Source organism: Arthrobacter sp. A5, from assembly GCF_051131705.1.
Classification (GTDB): Bacteria; Actinomycetota; Actinomycetes; order Actinomycetales; family Micrococcaceae; genus Arthrobacter_M.
In genome coordinates this window covers 667,925-684,411 of record NZ_CP180316.1, presented here as the reverse complement: position 1 = coordinate 684,411, position 16,487 = coordinate 667,925, and the positions used below count along the sequence as shown (strand labels likewise).

Annotated in this window: 13 protein-coding genes and 1 pseudogene; 5 read left to right on the top strand and 9 right to left on the bottom strand. The window is 65.0% G+C overall.

Annotation, left to right across the window (positions count from 1 at the left end; translation table 11 throughout):
- Window positions 1–106 precede the first annotated feature (106 nt).
- From ACLLJI_RS03250 to iolB, 5 genes are all read left to right on the top strand, one after another.
- Window positions 107–1,510 carry an MFS transporter gene (locus ACLLJI_RS03250; protein WP_434617873.1) on the top strand — a complete coding sequence of 468 codons (1,404 nt, stop codon included), beginning with the start codon at window positions 107–109 and terminating at the stop codon, window positions 1,508–1,510.
- Window positions 1,511–1,572: 62 nt separating this feature from the next.
- Window positions 1,573–2,829 (top strand): aminopeptidase P family protein, encoded by a 1,257-nt coding sequence (locus ACLLJI_RS03245; RefSeq protein ID WP_434617870.1) that lies wholly within the window; start codon window positions 1,573–1,575, stop codon window positions 2,827–2,829.
- Between the two features lie 139 nt (window positions 2,830–2,968).
- Window positions 2,969–3,772: an IclR family transcriptional regulator gene (locus ACLLJI_RS03240; protein WP_434617867.1), complete on the top strand. Its 804-nt coding sequence runs from the start codon at window positions 2,969–2,971 to the stop codon at window positions 3,770–3,772.
- Between the two features lie 332 nt (window positions 3,773–4,104).
- Window positions 4,105–4,845, top strand: a complete 741-nt coding sequence (locus ACLLJI_RS03235; RefSeq protein ID WP_434617864.1) for a GntR family transcriptional regulator — start codon at window positions 4,105–4,107, stop codon at window positions 4,843–4,845.
- Window positions 4,846–5,174: 329 nt separating this feature from the next.
- A complete protein-coding gene (iolB, locus tag ACLLJI_RS03230) occupies window positions 5,175–6,068 on the top strand; it encodes a 5-deoxy-glucuronate isomerase (RefSeq protein WP_434617861.1) in 894 nt (297 codons plus the stop codon).
- Between the two features lie 184 nt (window positions 6,069–6,252).
- On the opposite strand, the gene ACLLJI_RS03225 is transcribed toward iolB, so the two are convergent.
- The 9 genes and pseudogenes from ACLLJI_RS03225 to iolC form a co-directional block, all read right to left on the bottom strand.
- Complete coding sequence (locus ACLLJI_RS03225) at window positions 6,253–7,125, bottom strand: sugar phosphate isomerase/epimerase family protein (RefSeq protein WP_434617858.1); 873 nt, start codon at window positions 7,123–7,125, stop codon at window positions 6,253–6,255.
- A gap of 18 nt (window positions 7,126–7,143) precedes the next feature.
- The gene (locus tag ACLLJI_RS03220) at window positions 7,144–8,166 is read right to left on the bottom strand and encodes a Gfo/Idh/MocA family protein (protein WP_434617855.1); all 1,023 of its coding nucleotides are present in this window, start codon (window positions 8,164–8,166) and stop codon (window positions 7,144–7,146) included.
- An 80-nt stretch (window positions 8,167–8,246) separates the two neighbouring features.
- A pseudogene (locus ACLLJI_RS03215) lies at window positions 8,247–8,933 on the bottom strand (TIM barrel protein); the annotation flags it as partial.
- A 30-nt stretch (window positions 8,934–8,963) separates the two neighbouring features.
- On the bottom strand, window positions 8,964–9,977 hold the full coding sequence (locus tag ACLLJI_RS03210) for a Gfo/Idh/MocA family protein (protein WP_434617852.1): 1,014 nt from the start codon (window positions 9,975–9,977) through the stop codon (window positions 8,964–8,966).
- A 62-nt stretch (window positions 9,978–10,039) separates the two neighbouring features.
- Window positions 10,040–10,957 (bottom strand): sugar phosphate isomerase/epimerase family protein, encoded by a 918-nt coding sequence (locus ACLLJI_RS03205; protein WP_434617849.1) that lies wholly within the window; start codon window positions 10,955–10,957, stop codon window positions 10,040–10,042.
- A 98-nt stretch (window positions 10,958–11,055) separates the two neighbouring features.
- Window positions 11,056–12,552, bottom strand: coding sequence for a CoA-acylating methylmalonate-semialdehyde dehydrogenase (locus ACLLJI_RS03200; protein WP_434617846.1), 1,497 nt, complete (start codon window positions 12,550–12,552; stop codon window positions 11,056–11,058).
- A gap of 17 nt (window positions 12,553–12,569) precedes the next feature.
- Window positions 12,570–14,498, bottom strand: coding sequence for a 3D-(3,5/4)-trihydroxycyclohexane-1,2-dione acylhydrolase (decyclizing) (gene iolD / locus ACLLJI_RS03195; RefSeq protein WP_434621134.1), 1,929 nt, complete (start codon window positions 14,496–14,498; stop codon window positions 12,570–12,572).
- A gap of 33 nt (window positions 14,499–14,531) precedes the next feature.
- Window positions 14,532–15,464, bottom strand: coding sequence for a Cgl0159 family (beta/alpha)8-fold protein (locus tag ACLLJI_RS03190; protein ID WP_434617843.1), 933 nt, complete (start codon window positions 15,462–15,464; stop codon window positions 14,532–14,534).
- Window positions 15,461–16,447, bottom strand: coding sequence for a 5-dehydro-2-deoxygluconokinase (iolC, locus tag ACLLJI_RS03185; RefSeq protein ID WP_434617840.1), 987 nt, complete (start codon window positions 16,445–16,447; stop codon window positions 15,461–15,463). Before iolC ends, ACLLJI_RS03190 begins: the two co-directional genes overlap by 4 nt.
- Window positions 16,448–16,487: the final 40 nt, after the last annotated feature.

The following is a 16,487-nucleotide window of genomic DNA, read 5'->3' as shown; positions in this document are numbered from 1 at the left end:
TTCTTGTAATCACTGCGAAAAGCCCTTGACCGTGATCCGGATCACGCCGTACGCTGGTGCAACGACGTTGCAATGATTGCAACCCCAAACCCTTTGGTGGATTCTTATGACTAATGAAACACCCGAAGTAGCATTGCCCGCCGGTTTGCCGGGCACCGAACCCAATGCCGGGCTCGCTTCGCTGTCCCCCAAGACGACAACCCTCAGCGGCCAGCAAGGCCCCAACGACGGAACCGGCGTTTCCAAGAGCACCCTGCGGCGGGTCATTGGCGCCAGCTTCATCGGCAACTTCGTCGAATGGTTCGACTACGCCGTCTACGGATACCTGGCCGTCACCATAGCGCACGCCTTCTTTCCGGAGGCGGACAAGCAGACCGCACTGCTGCTGACGTTCGGCTTGTTCGCCATCTCCTTCTTTGTCCGCCCCATCGGGGGGTTCATTTGGGGGCACATCGGCGACCGGGTGGGGCGCAAGAACGCCTTGTCCTTGTCGATTTTGATCATGTCCGGGGCGACCTTCGCGATCGCGCTGATCCCCGATTACAACATCATTGGCATCTGGGCACCGATCCTGCTGCTGCTCGTGCGCGTTGTCCAGGGGTTCTCGGCCGCCGGTGAATACGCCGGCGCCTCGGCGTTCCTGGTGGAGTACGCCCCGGCGAACCGGCGCGGACTCTACGCAGCTGTGGTGCCCGCCAGCACGGCCACCGGGCTGCTGCTTGGCTCCTTGATCGCGTTGCTGCTTTCCGTCTCCCTGTCCCCGGACCAAATGGACTCCTGGGGCTGGCGCCTTCCGTTCCTGCTTGCCGCCCCGATGGGTCTGATCGGCCGCTACATCCGTGTCAAGCTCGAGGACACCCCGGCATTCCTGGCCCTGGAAAAGGAAGACGAGGCGATCAAGGCCCCCGTCACGGACTTGTTCCGCAAGCACTGGCGTCCGCTCCTGATCGCCATCGGTGCAGTGGTCCTGAACGCAGTCGGCTTCTATGTGGTTCTCAGCTACATGCCCACCTACCTCAGTGAGGTCGTCGGCCTGGATTCCTCCGGGTCGTTCCTGGCCACCACGGTCGCCCTGGCCGCCTACATTGGCTTCATCTTCCTGACCGGGCTGGCCTCGGACCGGTTCGGCCGGAAACGGGTCCTGATCACCGCCTCGATCCTCTTCGTGGTGCTGACCGTTCCGATGTTCTTGCTCTTGGGCACCGGGAACTTCCTGGTCATCATCTTGGTCCAGATCCTGCTGGGCGCGATGCTGACCCTCAATGACGGAACGCTGCCCAGCTTCCTGGCCGAACTGTTCCCCACAAAGATCCGCTACAGCGGATTCGCCGTGAGTTTCAACCTCACCAACGCACTCTTTGGCGGCACCGCACTGTTCGCCTCGACACTGCTCATCAAGCTCAGCGGCTCCAACCTGGCACCAGGCTGGTACCTGATGGCGGCCGCCGTCGTATCCCTGATCGCCGTGTCGCTTGCCAAGGAGACCTCGAAGGCACCGTTGATGCACTAACAGCCCAGGCCCACCCCAAACTTTCCCTCAATTTACCAACGCAATATCAACAAGGAGACACCATGAGCACCACCATTCCCGAGAACGTCACGTCAATAGCCGAGCTGGAGCGCCTGAAGGTGCTGCACAACGGCGAGAAGGTCCAGCTGACCTTTTCCGACGCCGAACTCGAGCGCCGCATTGCCGGCCTGCGGGAGATCATGGCCGCGAAGGACCTGGACGCCGTCGTCCTGACCAGCTTCCACAGCATCAAGTACTACTCCGACTTCCTGTTCACCTACTTTGGCCGTTCCTACGCCATGGTGGTCACTCCCACCGACACGGTCACAGTCACCGCGAACATCGACGCCGGGATGCCGTGGCGCCGTGGGTACGGCGAGAACATTGTCTACACGGACTGGCGCCGCGACAACTACATCTTCGCCATCCAGGAGTCCCTGCGCACCCGGGGCGTCAACGTCCGCCGCCTGGGTGTCGAGGACGACACCCTGCCCCTGGATAACCGCAACAAGATCCAGGCCGCATTTGCCGGCGCCACCCTGGTGGACGTGGCGCAGGCGGCCATGCGCCAGCGCATGATCAAGTCAGCCGAGGAAATCGCGGTCATCAAGCACGGCGCCCGCATCGGCGACCTGGGCGGCGAGGCCATCCGCAACGCCATCACTGCCGGCATCACCGAATATGAGGTGGCGCTGATCGGCACCGAGGCCATGGTGCACGAGATCGCCCGCACCTTCCCCAACTCCGAGATCCGCGACACCTGGGTTTGGTTCCAGTCCGGGATCAACACGGACGGTGCCCACAACTGGGCCACCACGCGCAAGCTCCAGGAACACGACATCCTGTCGTTGAACTGCTTCCCCATGACGAGCGGCTACTACACGGCCCTGGAGCGCACCCTGTTCCTTGGCGAGCCCGACGCCCGCTCCCTGGAGCTGTGGAATGTCAACGTGGAGGTGCACAAGCGGGGCTTGGAACTGATCAAGCCCGGCGCCGTCTGCAAGGACATTGCCGCTGAGCTGAACGAGATCTACGTAGACCGCGGCCTGCTGGCCAATAGGACCTTCGGCTATGGACATTCCTTCGGTGTCCTCAGCCACTACTACGGGCGGGAAGCCGGACTGGAACTGCGCGAGGACATCGACACCGTTCTGGAACCGGGCATGGTGGTTTCCATGGAGCCCATGATTACCGTGTTGGACGGCCAGCCCGGTGCCGGCGGTTACCGTGAGCACGACATTCTGGTTGTGGGCGAGGACGGAGCGGAGAACATCACCAAGTTCCCGTTCGGCCCCGAGCACAATATCGTGGGAGTCTAAGGTCCTAAGCTTAGTCTCATAGTGCCTGGGCAAGCAGTCGGTTCAGGCGCTGCGGAATACGGTGCCACACACTAGTGGCACCGTATTCCGACAATTCCACTAATTCCACTAATTCCACTGAGAATGCAAGAGGGCACCCATGGCTACGGCTTCAAGCGACGATTCCGCCCGCGGCGAAGCCCGCGGAACTTCCGTCATCGTCAATGCCATTGCCGTGCTGCGCTGTTTTTCGCTGGACGAGCCGCTCTTGGGTGTGACGGAGATTGCGGCACGGATAGGGTTACACAAGAGCACCGTCTCCCGCATGCTGGCGACCTTGGAGGCGGAGAATCTGGTTCAACGGGATTCGGACACTCGGCGCTACACGCTGGGACTGGGTCTGATCGCCCTCGCCGGTCCGCTGCTCGCGGATCTCGAGGAACGCCGCGTCGCCTATCCAGTGCTGCGGGAATTGACGGAACGTACAGGCGAGACCAGCGCGCTGATGGTATGGGATAACAATGAATCCATGTGTGTGGAACAAATTGCCAGCCGCCACCAGGTCAAACACACCACGCCCCTAGGTACCCGTTATCACGATGCCATGAGCTCCTCGATACAGGTGTTCCTCGCCTCCGAACCCGCCGAGCGAGCGCACACCCTGCTCACCAGCGGCAGCATTACCTTCCCGGGAATGGACGACGCCGGGCTTGAGGCCTACCTGGTCCGGCTCAAAGACGCATCCGTACGCGGCTACGCCACCAATTACGGGGAAACGTCACTGGACGAGGCCAGTGTGGCGGCCCCCGTGTACGACCACCGCGGGAATGTCGTCGCGGCGGTGCTGATACCCGCCCCGAGGTTCCGCGTTTCCTCGGACCTGCTCAGCACGCTTGGTGAAGCCTGCGCCGACGCTGCGCGGAAAATCACCAGCCGCCTGGGCGGAATGACTCCGGAGGGCTGAGCGCGAAGGCGTCAGGCCGCCTGCTTCCGGATGGCTTGTGCCGGGGAGTGCCGGTGCGGTGGAGGTGTAGGTGTGTCCGGTGGGGGTGGTGGTTTCGACGGTGTTGTGGTCCGGGTCGTGGGGTTGATGATCGGCCGGGGGCAGGGCTATCCCCCGACGGGTGACTACGTTCCGCCGGGGCGCCGGGCCTCCACATGGCGCATTACCCGTATCAGCTCGAGGAAATGCTATTATCGAGCCTACGTACTATGTCCTATCAAGCGAACATGACGCGGGCAGATGGTGGCGGGTTGCATACCCGCAGTGCGCGTAGAGCATTAAGGAAGAGCCTCATGGCGAAGCAATTCAACCTCAGCGTCGACCGCTCCTCCCCCGTGCCGCTGTACCACCAAATAGTTCAGGGCATCGAGGCGGCCATCCACAGCGGGCAACTGGCTCCGGGAGGCAAACTGGACAACGAAATCGACTTGGCGGCGCAGCTCAATTTATCCCGGCCAACTATGCGCAAGGCAATGGACGAGCTGGTCCGCTCCGGCCTGCTGGTCCGCAAACGTGGCGTCGGAACCCAGGTCGTCGCCAGCCAGGTCCGCCGCCCGCTGGAGCTGTCCAGCCTTTTCGATGACCTGAGAAGCCGCGGCAGCACGCCAACCACGGATGTCCTCAGCTTCGCCCACATCACTGCGGACAGTCCCACCCAGGAGGCGCTCCAACTTCCCGACGGAGCCAGCGTCTACCATTTCACACGCCTGCGAAAGGTAGACGGAAAGCCGCTGGCCCTGATGGAGAACTGGGTCCGCGACGACATAACGACCATCGACGAACCCCGGCTTCGCGAACAGGGCCTTTACGAGATCCTCCGCCGAGGCGGTGTGAATTTTCGCCTGGCAACACAGCGCGTCGGTGCGATGGTCGCCGACGACTACCAAGCGCCGCTGCTCGAAACGCCGGTCGGATCCGCCCTGGTCACCATGGAGCGCACCGCGACGGATGATACTGGCCGTAGCGTCGAAACGGGCCACCACGTTTATCGGGCAGACTCGTACAGTTTCGAAATGACGTTGGTGCAGCGCTAAGCCAGTTTCGGCGCTGACTGGTGGCTTTCCACCCCCTGCTGAGGGTCCCCAACAGCCTAATCTTGTTATTTGTCTGGACAATAGGACCTAAATTTCGCTAGGTTCGAAAAGTGGCCCCTGACACAGCGGCCGGCCGCACGCGCGGACCTGCAGGCGAGCCCCCGTCCACCGACAGGCCGGCGCCGGAATTGATCCCGCGCCGGACTCCGGCGCCACCGCCGCAAAGTGTCTGACGTCCGCCTCTTTCCCGTCATTCATCATTGTGGCTTCTTTGTGCTGACAATAAGATGAATGAAAGGCCGCCTACGACAACCGAAGGAGCACCTCTCATGACTAAGTGGGTATACCCCCTGGGCTCGGCCCGTGACGGCGATTGGGACATCTCTCTGGGCAGCAGCGGTTCCACCGCAAACATTGAGGGCTGGGCGCACACCGGGCTGAACGTGGCGACGCTGGAACCCGGCGCCCCCGTGACCATGCCGGCTGTCGGCGAGGAACGGATTGTGGTGCCACTCAACGGAGCCTTCACCGTCACCGTGGACGGCATCGGCTACCCGCTGGCCGGCCGTGCCAGCGTGTTCACCGGCCCGTCGGACGTCCTCTACTCCGGCATCGGGAAGGCCCTGACAATCAGCTCGGCCGACGGCGGTCGCGTGGCCGTCGTCACCGCCCCTGCCCGCCGTTCCTACCCCACCCGTCTGGTCACCGCCGCGGAAATTCCGGTGGAGCTCCGCGGGGCCGGCAACTGCTCGCGCCAGGTCCACAACTTTGGTACCCCGGCCGCGCTCGAAGCCGACCGCTTCATCGTGTGCGAGGTCCTGACCCCGGCCGGCAATTGGTCCTCCTACCCTCCGCACAAACATGATGAGGAGAAGGACGGCGAGACCGCACTTGAGGAAATCTACTACTTCGAAACACAGGTCGCCGCCGGCTCCCCGGCACCCGCGGACGCAGATGCCATCGGCTACCAGCGCGTCTATGCCTCCGACGACCGCCCCATCGATGTGAACGCCGAGGTCCGAACCGGAGACACCATTCTGGTGCCCTACGGCTGGCACGGGCCGGCCATGGCGGCACCCGGCTACGACCTCTACTATCTGAACGTGATGGCCGGCCCGGGCCCGGTGCGCGAATGGCTGATCAGCGATGACCCGCACCATGGCTGGATCCGGCAGACCTGGGACCGCGCGGAGATCGATCCGCGGCTGCCGTTCGGCGGCTGAGCCGGTCGAAACCCGCTGGTCCCGATAGCTCGACCAGCGGCGCAGGACGACGGCGGCGGCGCAGGACGACGGCGGCGCAGGACGACGGCGGCGCAGGACGACGGCGGCGGCGCAGGACGACGGCGGCGCAGGACGACGGCGGCGGTGCAGGTATCGCCGTTGTCCGTAGTTGGGTCCTTGCTGGCTACAGGCCGAGCAGGAAGTCCCGGGACTCGCGGATGCTGCGCAGCGGACCCTGGCCCTCCGGCGCCGCGGTCAGGATCACATCCTGCTCCATGACGTACCAGCCGGCGTAATCTACCGCCTGCAGCCCGGCGACGAGCTCCGCGATCCCGCAGTCACCCTGGCCCAGCGGCACGAACATGCCCGCCTTCACGCCGTCGGTGAAGCCCAGCTCGCCGCGGCCTACCCGGCCGGCAAGGTCCGCCTTGACGTCCTTCAGGTGCGCATGACCCACCCGCGCGGCAAAGCGGCGGACGAGATCCAACGGGTTCGTCCCGCCGATCAGCAGGTGCCCGGTGTCGAGGCAGATGTTGGCGGCTGTGCTGTTGAGCAGCTGGTCGACGGCGGCTGCAGATTCCACCATGGTGCCGACATGCGGGTGCAGCACCGCAGTGATGCCGCGGTCAGCGGCACGGCGGACCGCTTCGTCCAGATTGCGGCCGAAGGTTTTCCACTGCTGCGCGGTCATCTCCTGCTTCTCGTCATAGGAGGCGGCACCACTGTCCGCGGAGAGAACCAGGACCGTGGCCCCGGCGGCCTCAAAGGCGGCAAGCTCACGCTCGATCGCCGGCAGGGGGTCGTTGCCGTCCTGATGCAGCACCGACGGGAAAAATCCGCCGATCGCGGTGAGTCCGTAGCGCCGGAGCATTTCGGCACGTGGCTTCGGCTCGACAGGGAGGAATCCCGTGGGTCCAAACTCGGTGGCACTGATGCCCAGGTCCTTCATGTCCTGCAGGACACGTTCCGGAGGGAGCTGGCATCCCCAGTTTTCCGCCTCGCAGACGCCCCAGGAGATGGGTGCCGCAGCGAGCTGGCCGGCAAGCGCAGAAGTCATGGTCTGTCCCGTCCGGTTCTAGAGTGCGACCCGGACCGGGACGCCGGTCTCAAGGGATTCCTGGGCCGCGTCGGCCACCTTGGAGGCGGCCACGGCATCTCGCGGCGTGCAGGGGTTCGGGCGCAGGCCGAGGATGAGTTCAACGAACGCCGCCAGCTCGGACACGTAGGCGGCCGCGAAGCGTTCGGCAAAGGTAAGGTATGGGGAACCGGCGGGGAAGGCGATGCCGGCCTCGGCGGACTTCAAAGCCGTCTTCTCATCGAGGCCGACCACCAGCGAGCCCTTGGACCCCTGGATCTCCAGCCGGACATCGTGGCCGGCGCCGTTGTAGCGGGTGGCCGCGACTGTCGCGAGGGTGCCGTCGTCGAATGTGACAACCGCGAGCGCCGTGTCCACGTCGCCGACTTCACCGATGGCCGGATCGCCGTTGTTGGAACCCCTGGCGTAGACCTCCACAATTTCCCGGCCGGTCAGCCAGCGCAGGATGTCGAAGTCGTGAACGGAGCAGTCGCGGAACAGGCCGCCGGACGTGGCCAGGAATTCCACCGGCGGCGGAGTCATGTCCCCGGTAATGGCCCGCAGCGAATGGATCCAGCCCAGCTCGCCGGCGTCGAAGGCACGCTTGGCTTCCAGGTAGCCGGCGTCAAAGCGGCGCTGGTGGCCGATCTGGACGGTGCCGCCCTTTTCGCTGATGTAATCGAGCACCGGCAGCGACTCTGCCACGTTCACCCCCACGGGCTTCTCGCAGAAGACCGGGATTCCGGCGTCGACACCGGCCTTGATCAGGTCCGGGTGGGTGCCGGTGCCGGTGGCGATGATCAGGCCGTCCACGCCGGCGTCAATGAGCTCGTCCACGGAGGGCAGGAATTTCGCCCCAAGTCCGGCGGCCACGCTGCGGGCGTGCTCCTGGGCCACGTCGGTCAGCTTTAGCTTGACGTTGATCCCATGGGGATGCATCACGTCGTTGAGGGCGGCAACGTTGTTGGCGTGCATGACGCCGATGCGCCCAACTCCGACGAGGCCGAGAGTTACGTCTTTCATCGTGTTCCTTTACAAAGTTGCGGGCCATGAAGTCGGCCTCACCGATCTGGTTTCGGCGCAGGCTGGTTTTGCGTGACAGGCTAGGGTCCCGCCAGGGTGAATGCCGCCCGGAAGGCCGCCAGAGCCACGTGGCTGTCGCCCTTGGGCCCAGGCCTCCACGCCGACCGTCCCGGTGTACCCGGCCTCCGTCAGCGCTCTGGCGACGGCGGCATAGTTGATTTCACCGGGCCCGGGCTCACAGCGGCCCGGAACATCCGCCACCTGGATTTCGCCGATCAACGGCAGGCACGAGCGCGCCAGCTCGATCAGATTCCCCTCCCCCAGCTGCGCGTGGTAAAGGTCCAGCATCATCTTGACGCTCGGGTGCCCGGCCGCCTCGACCAGCGTGCGCGTGTCCTTGGCCCTGGCCAGCGGGATCCCGGGATGGTCCAGGACGGTGTTGAGGTTCTCCAAGCAGAACGTAATGCCGTGGCGGGCGCCGAGTTCCCCCAGCCGCTCGAGCGTCCGGGCGCCGGTGACCCAAATGGCTTCGCTGGCGCGGTGGACTGGACGCGCGGGCCGGCCGTCCACGAGTTCGGCCGAGGCCACATAGGCAAGACCCACGTTCCTCGAGTTCAGCCCGCGGATGACGCCGATCGCGGCCAGGCCCTCCTCAACGAAGGCGTCCGGATGCGGGTCGATCAGCAGGTCGAGGCCTTCACGCTCCATGATGGGCAGCAGCACCTCCATGGAGCGGTAGAACGCCCCTCGGATTCCTCGGCCTTTTTCGCAATTTTAATTCGCTTATCGCTCCAATTCTAGTTGTAGATGGCCGGCTTCGGCCTGAGGGAAACGGCGACCTTGTCGCCGTTCTTCTGCGCTTCGACGCCGGCTTCGCAGCAGGCAGCCGTGGCGTAGCCATCCCAGGCTGATGGCCCCCCAATCTCGCCACGCAGTGCGGCGTCCACCCAGGCCTGGACCTCGACATCGTAGGCGGCACCAAAACGCTCCTCGAAGCCGGGGGTGATCGTGCCGCCCCAGCGTCCCTGGGTGCGGACGTACAGGCCCGCGTCGTTGCCAATGCTGACAATGCCGTCCTCGAAGGAGGCCTGCGTGGCCACTTGGTAACCGAATTTGGCGTTGACGTAGATTTCCACGTCGGCCAGCACGCCGGATTCCGTTTCGATGAGCACATGCTGGGGATCGTGCTGACCGGACGGGGCGTTGGAGGTGGCCCTGCCCAGGCGGACCTGCACGGAGGTGATTTCCTCGCCGGTGAAGAAACGTATTGCGTCGAACTCGTGGACCACCGAGTCGTTGATCAGCATCTCGTTGGTGAAGCCCGCCGGAGTGGCGGGATTGCGGTGCTGGTGGTGGAGCATCAGCAGCTCGCCCAGTTCGTGGGTGTGGATGATGCCACCCAGGGCGGCATACTCGGCGTCAAAGCGGCGCATGAACCCCACCTGGATGCGCTTGCGGCCCAGCTTCGCCTCCGCCTGGACAACCTGCCAGGAGCTCTCTGCGTCGGGGGTCAGCGGCTTTTCGCAGAGGATCGGGATGTCCTTCGCCAGCGCCTTGAACAGGATCTCCTGGTGCAGGAATCCGGGGGTGGCGATCAGGACGGCGTTGACGTCGCCATAGTTCAGAGCCTCCTCGGCGCTGGCCAGGGCGACGGCACCGGGAATGTCCTTGATGGCGGCCTGGGCACGGGGCAGGTCCACATCGACGACGGCGGCCACCTCGGCCCCGGTGATGCGGTGCTGCAGGCGGGCGATGTGGTCTGCGCCCATGCGTCCTGCCCCAATGACGGCTACGCGGAGTGTTTCAGTCATGACATTTTCCTTCCATGTGAGTAGGTGCTGTGCCGCGCCGTGCGGTGCCGCCGGCGGTAAAATCAGTTGACAGTGGTGCGGCTGCCACAGCTGAGCAGGTAGTCGCGGGTGCGCTTGGCAATTGGCATCGGAACATCAAACGCCACCGGGTACATGTCCTGCTCCACAATGCCAAAGATCGGCTTGTCGAGCGCCTCAACGGCGTCGATCACGGCGCGCAAGTCCGGCAGACCGCCGGGCGGTTCGCTCATGACGCCGGCCAGATTGGCCGCCGCCCAGGTCATGTTGTCCGCATTGACCTTGGACAGGATCTCCGGGTTGATCTGCTTCAGGTGCAGGTAGCCGATGCGTTCCGGGTATTTGCGGATCAACTCCAGGCTGCTGGCCCGGCAGTATTCGGCGTGACCGGTGTCCAGGCACAGGTTCAGCAGTTCCGGATCCGTTTCGGCCAGCAGGTGCTCAATGTCACTCTGGGCCCCCACATGGGAGTCGGCATGGGAATGGAACTGCTGCTTCAGGCCGAAGTCCGTTAGCAGCACCTGGCCGAGTTTGTTGTGGCCGGCAAACAGGTCCCGCCAGGCAGCGTCCGAGAGCACGCCGCTTTCCACGGCCGCACCCGTGACGTCATCACGCCACATCGCGGGGATGACGACGATGTTCCCGCCACCCATGGCGGCGGTCAGTTCCGCCACCCTGCGGGCGGGCTCCCACGCGGTTTCCCACTGGTCGGCGCCGCGGTGGAACGCGGTGAAGGCGGTGCCGGCAGTGACCTGAAGACCCCGGGCCTTGAGCTCTTCGGCCAGACGCACCGGATCGCTGGGCAGGTACCCATACGGGCCCAGCTCGATCCATTTGTAGCCGGATTCGACCACTTCATCGAGGAACCGCTCCCACGGGATCTGTTTCGGATCGTCCGCAAACCAGACGCCCCACGAGTCCGGCGCGGTGCCGATGATCAATTTGTTTACTCGCTCGCTCATGAGGAGATCAGATCCTTCGCGTTGCTCCCAACTAGGTAGCAGACAATGCACTTCTGAGCCCTTTTGAGTGCGTTATCTGCTACCTAGTTGGGAGGGGGTCAGTTGGACGGGAAGTTGTAGGATGCGCCGGACTCGTGGGACGGCTCGGGCCAGCGGGAGGTGACAACCTTGCCCCGGGTGTAGAACGCAACACCCTCTTCACCGTAGATGTGCTTGTCACCGAACAGCGAGTTCTTCCAGCCACCGAACGAGTGGTACGCCACGGGGACGGGGACCGGGACGTTGATGCCGATCATGCCCACGTGCACGCCGCGTTGAAACTTCCGCGCGTTCGATCCCGAGGACGTGAAGATGGCGGTGCCGTTTCCGTACGGGTTGGCGTTGATCAGCGCTATGCCTTCCTCGACGGTGTCCACCCGCATGACGGCCAAAACCGGGCCAAAGATCTCCTCGGTGTAGGCCGTCATGTCGCTGGCTACGCCGTCGAGGAGCGTCGGGCCGACCCAGAAGCCCTCTTCCTTGCCCGGCACCGTGAACCCGCGGCCATCGACAACCAGCGTAGCCCCGGCGTCGGCTGCCTCGCCGACAATCTTCACCAGGCGCGCCTTGGACGCAGCAGTAATGAGCGGACCCATGTCGGCGTCGGGATCTGTGCCCTCGGCCACCTTGATGGCCTCGGCGCGTTCCCGGACCTTGCCGATCAGCGCATCAGCGGCATCGCCCACGGCCACGGCCACGGAGATCGCCATGCAGCGCTCGCCGGCGGAACCGTACGCCGCGGCCGACAGGTGGTCCGCGGCGTTGTCAAGGTCGGCGTCGGGCAGGATGATCGCGTGGTTCTTCGCCCCGCCCAGGGCCTGCACGCGCTTGCCGTGCGCCGTAGCAGTCTCGTGCACATACTTGGCGATCGGGGTGGAGCCCACAAAGGAAATGGCATCCACATCCGGGTGCGTCAGCAACCCGTCAACGGTCTCCTTGCCGCCGTGCAGGACCTGGAATACTCCGTTCGGCAGGCCGGCTTCCGTCCACAGCTTCGCCAGCAGCATGCTGGCGGACGGGTCGCGCTCGGAGGGCTTGAGGATGAAGGCATTACCGGTGGCAATGGCGATCGGGCACATCCACAACGGCACCATCACGGGGAAGTTAAAGGGCGTGATGCCCGCAACCACGCCCACCGGCTGACGGAAGGAAAAGACGTCAATGCCGGTGGAGGCCTGGTCCGAGTAGGCACCCTTGAGCAGCTGGTTGATGCCGCACGCAAATTCAATGACCTCCAGTCCGCGTCCAATCTCGCCCCTCGCGTCGGAAAGCACCTTGCCATGCTCGGCCGTGACCAGCTCGGCGAGCTCATCGACGTGGGCGGCAACGATTTCACGGAACCTGAACAAAACGGTGGTGCGCTTGGCCAGTGAGTAGTCCCCCCACACTTCCCCCGCCGCCTTGGCGATGCCCACGGCGCTGTCAAGGTCGGCCTTATTGGCCAGCCGCAGCTCGGCGGAGACGGCACCCGTGGCGGGGTTGTAGACGGGCTGGGTGCGGTCGCCGCTGCCGGCGGACTCGACACCGTTGATGAAGTGGTTGATCGTGTTTGTCATGAGGGAACATCCTTGTTTCAGCCGAGCAGCGTGCGCTGGCGGTTCTTGTGGTCGGTGTAGGTGATGAACGCTCGTTGGGTTGATTCCAGCGTCGAAGTCTGCGCGACGGGCACGTCCCACCACGATTCGGAGCTGGGTGCGTCCAGGAGTGGGTCGGATTCGACATACACCAGGACCGGGCCGCCGTCTTCCGGTGCTGCCTTGGCCTGCGCGACGGCCGCCTCGAGGTCGTCGATGACGTGTTCACCCTGGGCCACCCTGATGACCTTTACGCCCAGGCTTTCGGCGTTGAGGGCCAGGTCGACCGGCAGTGTTTCGCCGTCGTCGAACGTGTGGTGTTCCGCATCCAGCGTCCGGTACTGGGTGCCGAAGCGCTGCGAGCCAAGCTGTTCGGACAGGGCTCCGATGGATGCGTACCCGTGGTTTTGGATCAGCACCACAATCAGCTTGATTCTTTCCGCCACCGCGCTAACCAGTTCGGTGTGCATCATCAGGTAGGAGCCGTCCCCCACCATGACGACAACGTCGCGCCGGGGACCGCCGTTGGCCGCCTCCGCCAGTGTGGCCCGCTTGACCCCCAGCCCGCCCGGAATCTCGTAGCCCATGCAGGAGTACGCATATTCCACGTGATAGCCGAAGGAGTCCCGGACCCGCCACATCTTGTGCAGGTCACCGGGCAGTGACCCGGCGGCGCAGATGACCACGTCCTGGGCCTCCATGGCCCGGTTCGTGGCGCCAATGATCTCATTTTGCGACGGTAGCGCCGTGTTCCGGGTGTCGAACGCTTCGTCCACAATGGCATCCCAGCGCTTCTTCTGCTCCGCAACCCGTGCTTCCAGGTCGCCGCCCACGCGGTAACTGCCCAAGGCCTGGTTCAGTTTCACCAGCGTCTTGCGTGCGTCCGCGACGATCGGCAGCGATGTGCCGTGCTTATACGCGTCCAGCGGGGCGACATTGATGTTGATGAAGCGCACGTCAGGGTTCTGGAAGGCGGTACGGGACGCCGTCGTGAAGTCTTCATAGCGCGTGCCGATGCCAATGATCAGGTCGGCGTCGGCAGCGATGGCGTTCGCCGCCGTCGTTCCTGTTGACCCGATGGCGCCCAGGGAGCGGGGGTGGTTCCAGGGCAGCACGCCGACGCCGGCCTGCGTGTTGCCGACCGGTATTCCGGTGGCGTCCGCGAACCTGGCCAGCTCACCTTCGGCGTAGGCATACAGCACGCCGCCGCCCGCGATGATGAGCGGGTTCCTGGCGGCACGGATCGCCTCGGCGGCGCGGCGGATGTCGTCGTCCTCCGGCTCGGGACGGCGGATGCGCCACTCACGCTCGGCGAGGAACTCCGCCGGCACCTCGAACGCCTCGGCCTGGACATCCTGCGGCAGCGAGATCGTCACGGCCCCGGTGTCGGCCGGGTCCGTGAGCACGCGCAGCCCACCGAACATGGCGGAGAAGAGCTGCTCCGGACGGGACACCCGGTCAAAGAAACGGGACAGCGGGCGGAACGCGTCGTTGACGGTGACATCGTTGGCGTCCGGGCGTTCCAACTGCTGGAGCACCGGATCCGCGGTTCGGGTGGCAAACGTGTCGCTGGGCAGCAGCAGCACCGGCAGCCGGTTCGTGGTGGCCAAGGCTGCACCGGTGAGCAGGTTGGTTGAGCCAGGCCCGATGGAGGTGCTCACGGCGAAGGTGGCGCGGCGGCGGGTGTGCCGGGCATAGCCCACGGACTGGTGCACCTGGGCTTGTTCGTTCCGGCCCTGGTAGTACGGCATCAGTTCGGGGTCACTTTGCTGGTATTGCCTAAGCGCCTGGCCCACTCCGGCCACGTTCCCATGGCCGAAGATGCCGAACGTACCAGGGATCAGCCGGCCGCGGTATTCCTCGGTGCCGATGCGGTCCACGGTGTACTGGTTGGCCAGGAATTCCACCACGGCCTGCGCCACGGTCATTGTGCGGGTCGGCGTTGTGGGTGTCGGCATCGTTTACTCCTGCATGCTCACGGATGTGCGGTTCAACAGCGACGCGGCGGCGGCAACGGCCCCGGCAACATCGCCGCCCTGAGGATACAGCAGCGTGCGTCCCACCGTCAGGCCCTGGACGCCCGGCAAGGCCAGCGCGGCCCGCCAGCTGGCGAAAACCTCGTCCTCGGAGCCGGACGGGTCCCCGCCCAGCAGCACGGTCGGCATGGTGGTTGCGGCCAGCACGCGTTCCATATCTGCCACGACGGGCAGTTTCATCCAGGTGTATGCGCTGGTGGAGCCCAGCCCGGAGGCGATGGCGACCGACTTGATCACGGCATCGGTGGACAGGTCGTTGCGGACCTTGCCGTTCTTGCGCACGGACAGGAACGGCTCCACCATGGCGATCAGCTTCTGCGCGGCCAGCGAATCAATGGCGCGGGCGGTGGCCTCCAGCGTCACCACCGAGTCCGGGTCGTCCAGGCAGATGCGGGTGAGCATCTTGCCTCCGTCGGCGCCCAGCGCCTTCAGCGCCGCCGCGGTGTGCCCGGTGAAACGGTCGTTAAACTCGTTGACCAGACCGGCCAGGCCACCGCGGTTCATGGAGCCAAAAACCAGTTTCCCCTCAAGGGCACCCAGGAGCAGCAGGTCATCCATAATGTCCGGGGACGCCAGGATGCCGTCTACGGCCGGGTTGGCCAGGGCAATCTGCAGGCGGTCCAGCAGCTCCCGCCGATCCGCCATGGCGGTCTTGCTGCCGCGGACGGACAGGGCGCCGCGGGCCGGGTGGTCGGCGGCAACAATGAAGCTCTGCACGCCGGCCTTGAGCCCGGGGTGACGACGGCGCCCCGCGGCCGCGCGGGCAATGGCGTCCGGGTCTTCCAGCCGCATGGTCGTCAGGTGGGCGTAGCGGCGAGGGTCCTTGGCGACGCCGACGGATACTGCAGTTGTGCTCATTTCGTGGCACCTTCCGGAACGAGCCGGCCGCGCTCGGCCAGCAGCGAAATAACTTCCTCCGGCGTGGGCATGGCGTCCGCGCAGGAGAGCCGGGACGCCACGATGGCACCGGAGGCATTGGCGTAATCCAGCACCTGGGCCAACGGCCAGCCCGACAGCAGACCGTGCACGAAGGCGCCACCAAAGGAATCGCCGGCCCCCAGGCCGTTCACCGTTTCCACGGGAACGGGTGCGGACACGACCCGCTCGGTGGCGGTCTTCGCCATCACCCCATCCGGACCCAGCTTGACGACGGCGATCCCAACCCCCGCTGCCAGCAGGCGGTCCGCCTGCTCATCAGGCGTGCCTTCCCCCACGGCGACGGCACATTCCTTGTCATTGCCGATGGCCACGGTCACCTGGGGCAGGATCCTGGCAATCTGTTCGCGGGCCTCCTGTTCGGAGGCCCAGAACATGGGCCGGTAGTCGAGGTCGAGGATGGTGAATTGTCCTTCGCTTAAGCCGGTGCGGGGGCGTGCCTGGTGGGCGGCGATATGGGCGCTCCGGCTGGGTTCCTGGCTGAGGCCCGTCACCGTGGACCAGAAGACGCGGGCTCCCCTGATCGCTGCGATGTCCAGCTCATGGGCCTTGATCTGCCAGTCGGGGGCGCTGGGAAGACGGCCGTAGAAGTACAGTGGGAAGTCATCCGGCGGTTTGATGGCGCAGAACGTAACCGGCGTGAGCAGGTCGGGCACCGAGGAGACGAACTGGTCGTCCACCTTGAACTTGCGCAGTTCACGATGCAGATAAGCACCGAAAGGATCGTCGCCGGTGCGGGTGATGACGGCGGCCCTGCGGCCGTGGCGTGCCGCGGCCACGGCAACATTGGACGGCGAGCCGCCCAGGTATTTGCCGAACGAGGTGACGTCTTCGAGGTCCGCCCCGATGTCATTCGGGTAGATGTCTACGCTGATGCGGCCGATGGTAAGCAATTCATGGGTCACGGGAATCGATGAACCTTTCACTGAAGAACGTTGCCTCAAA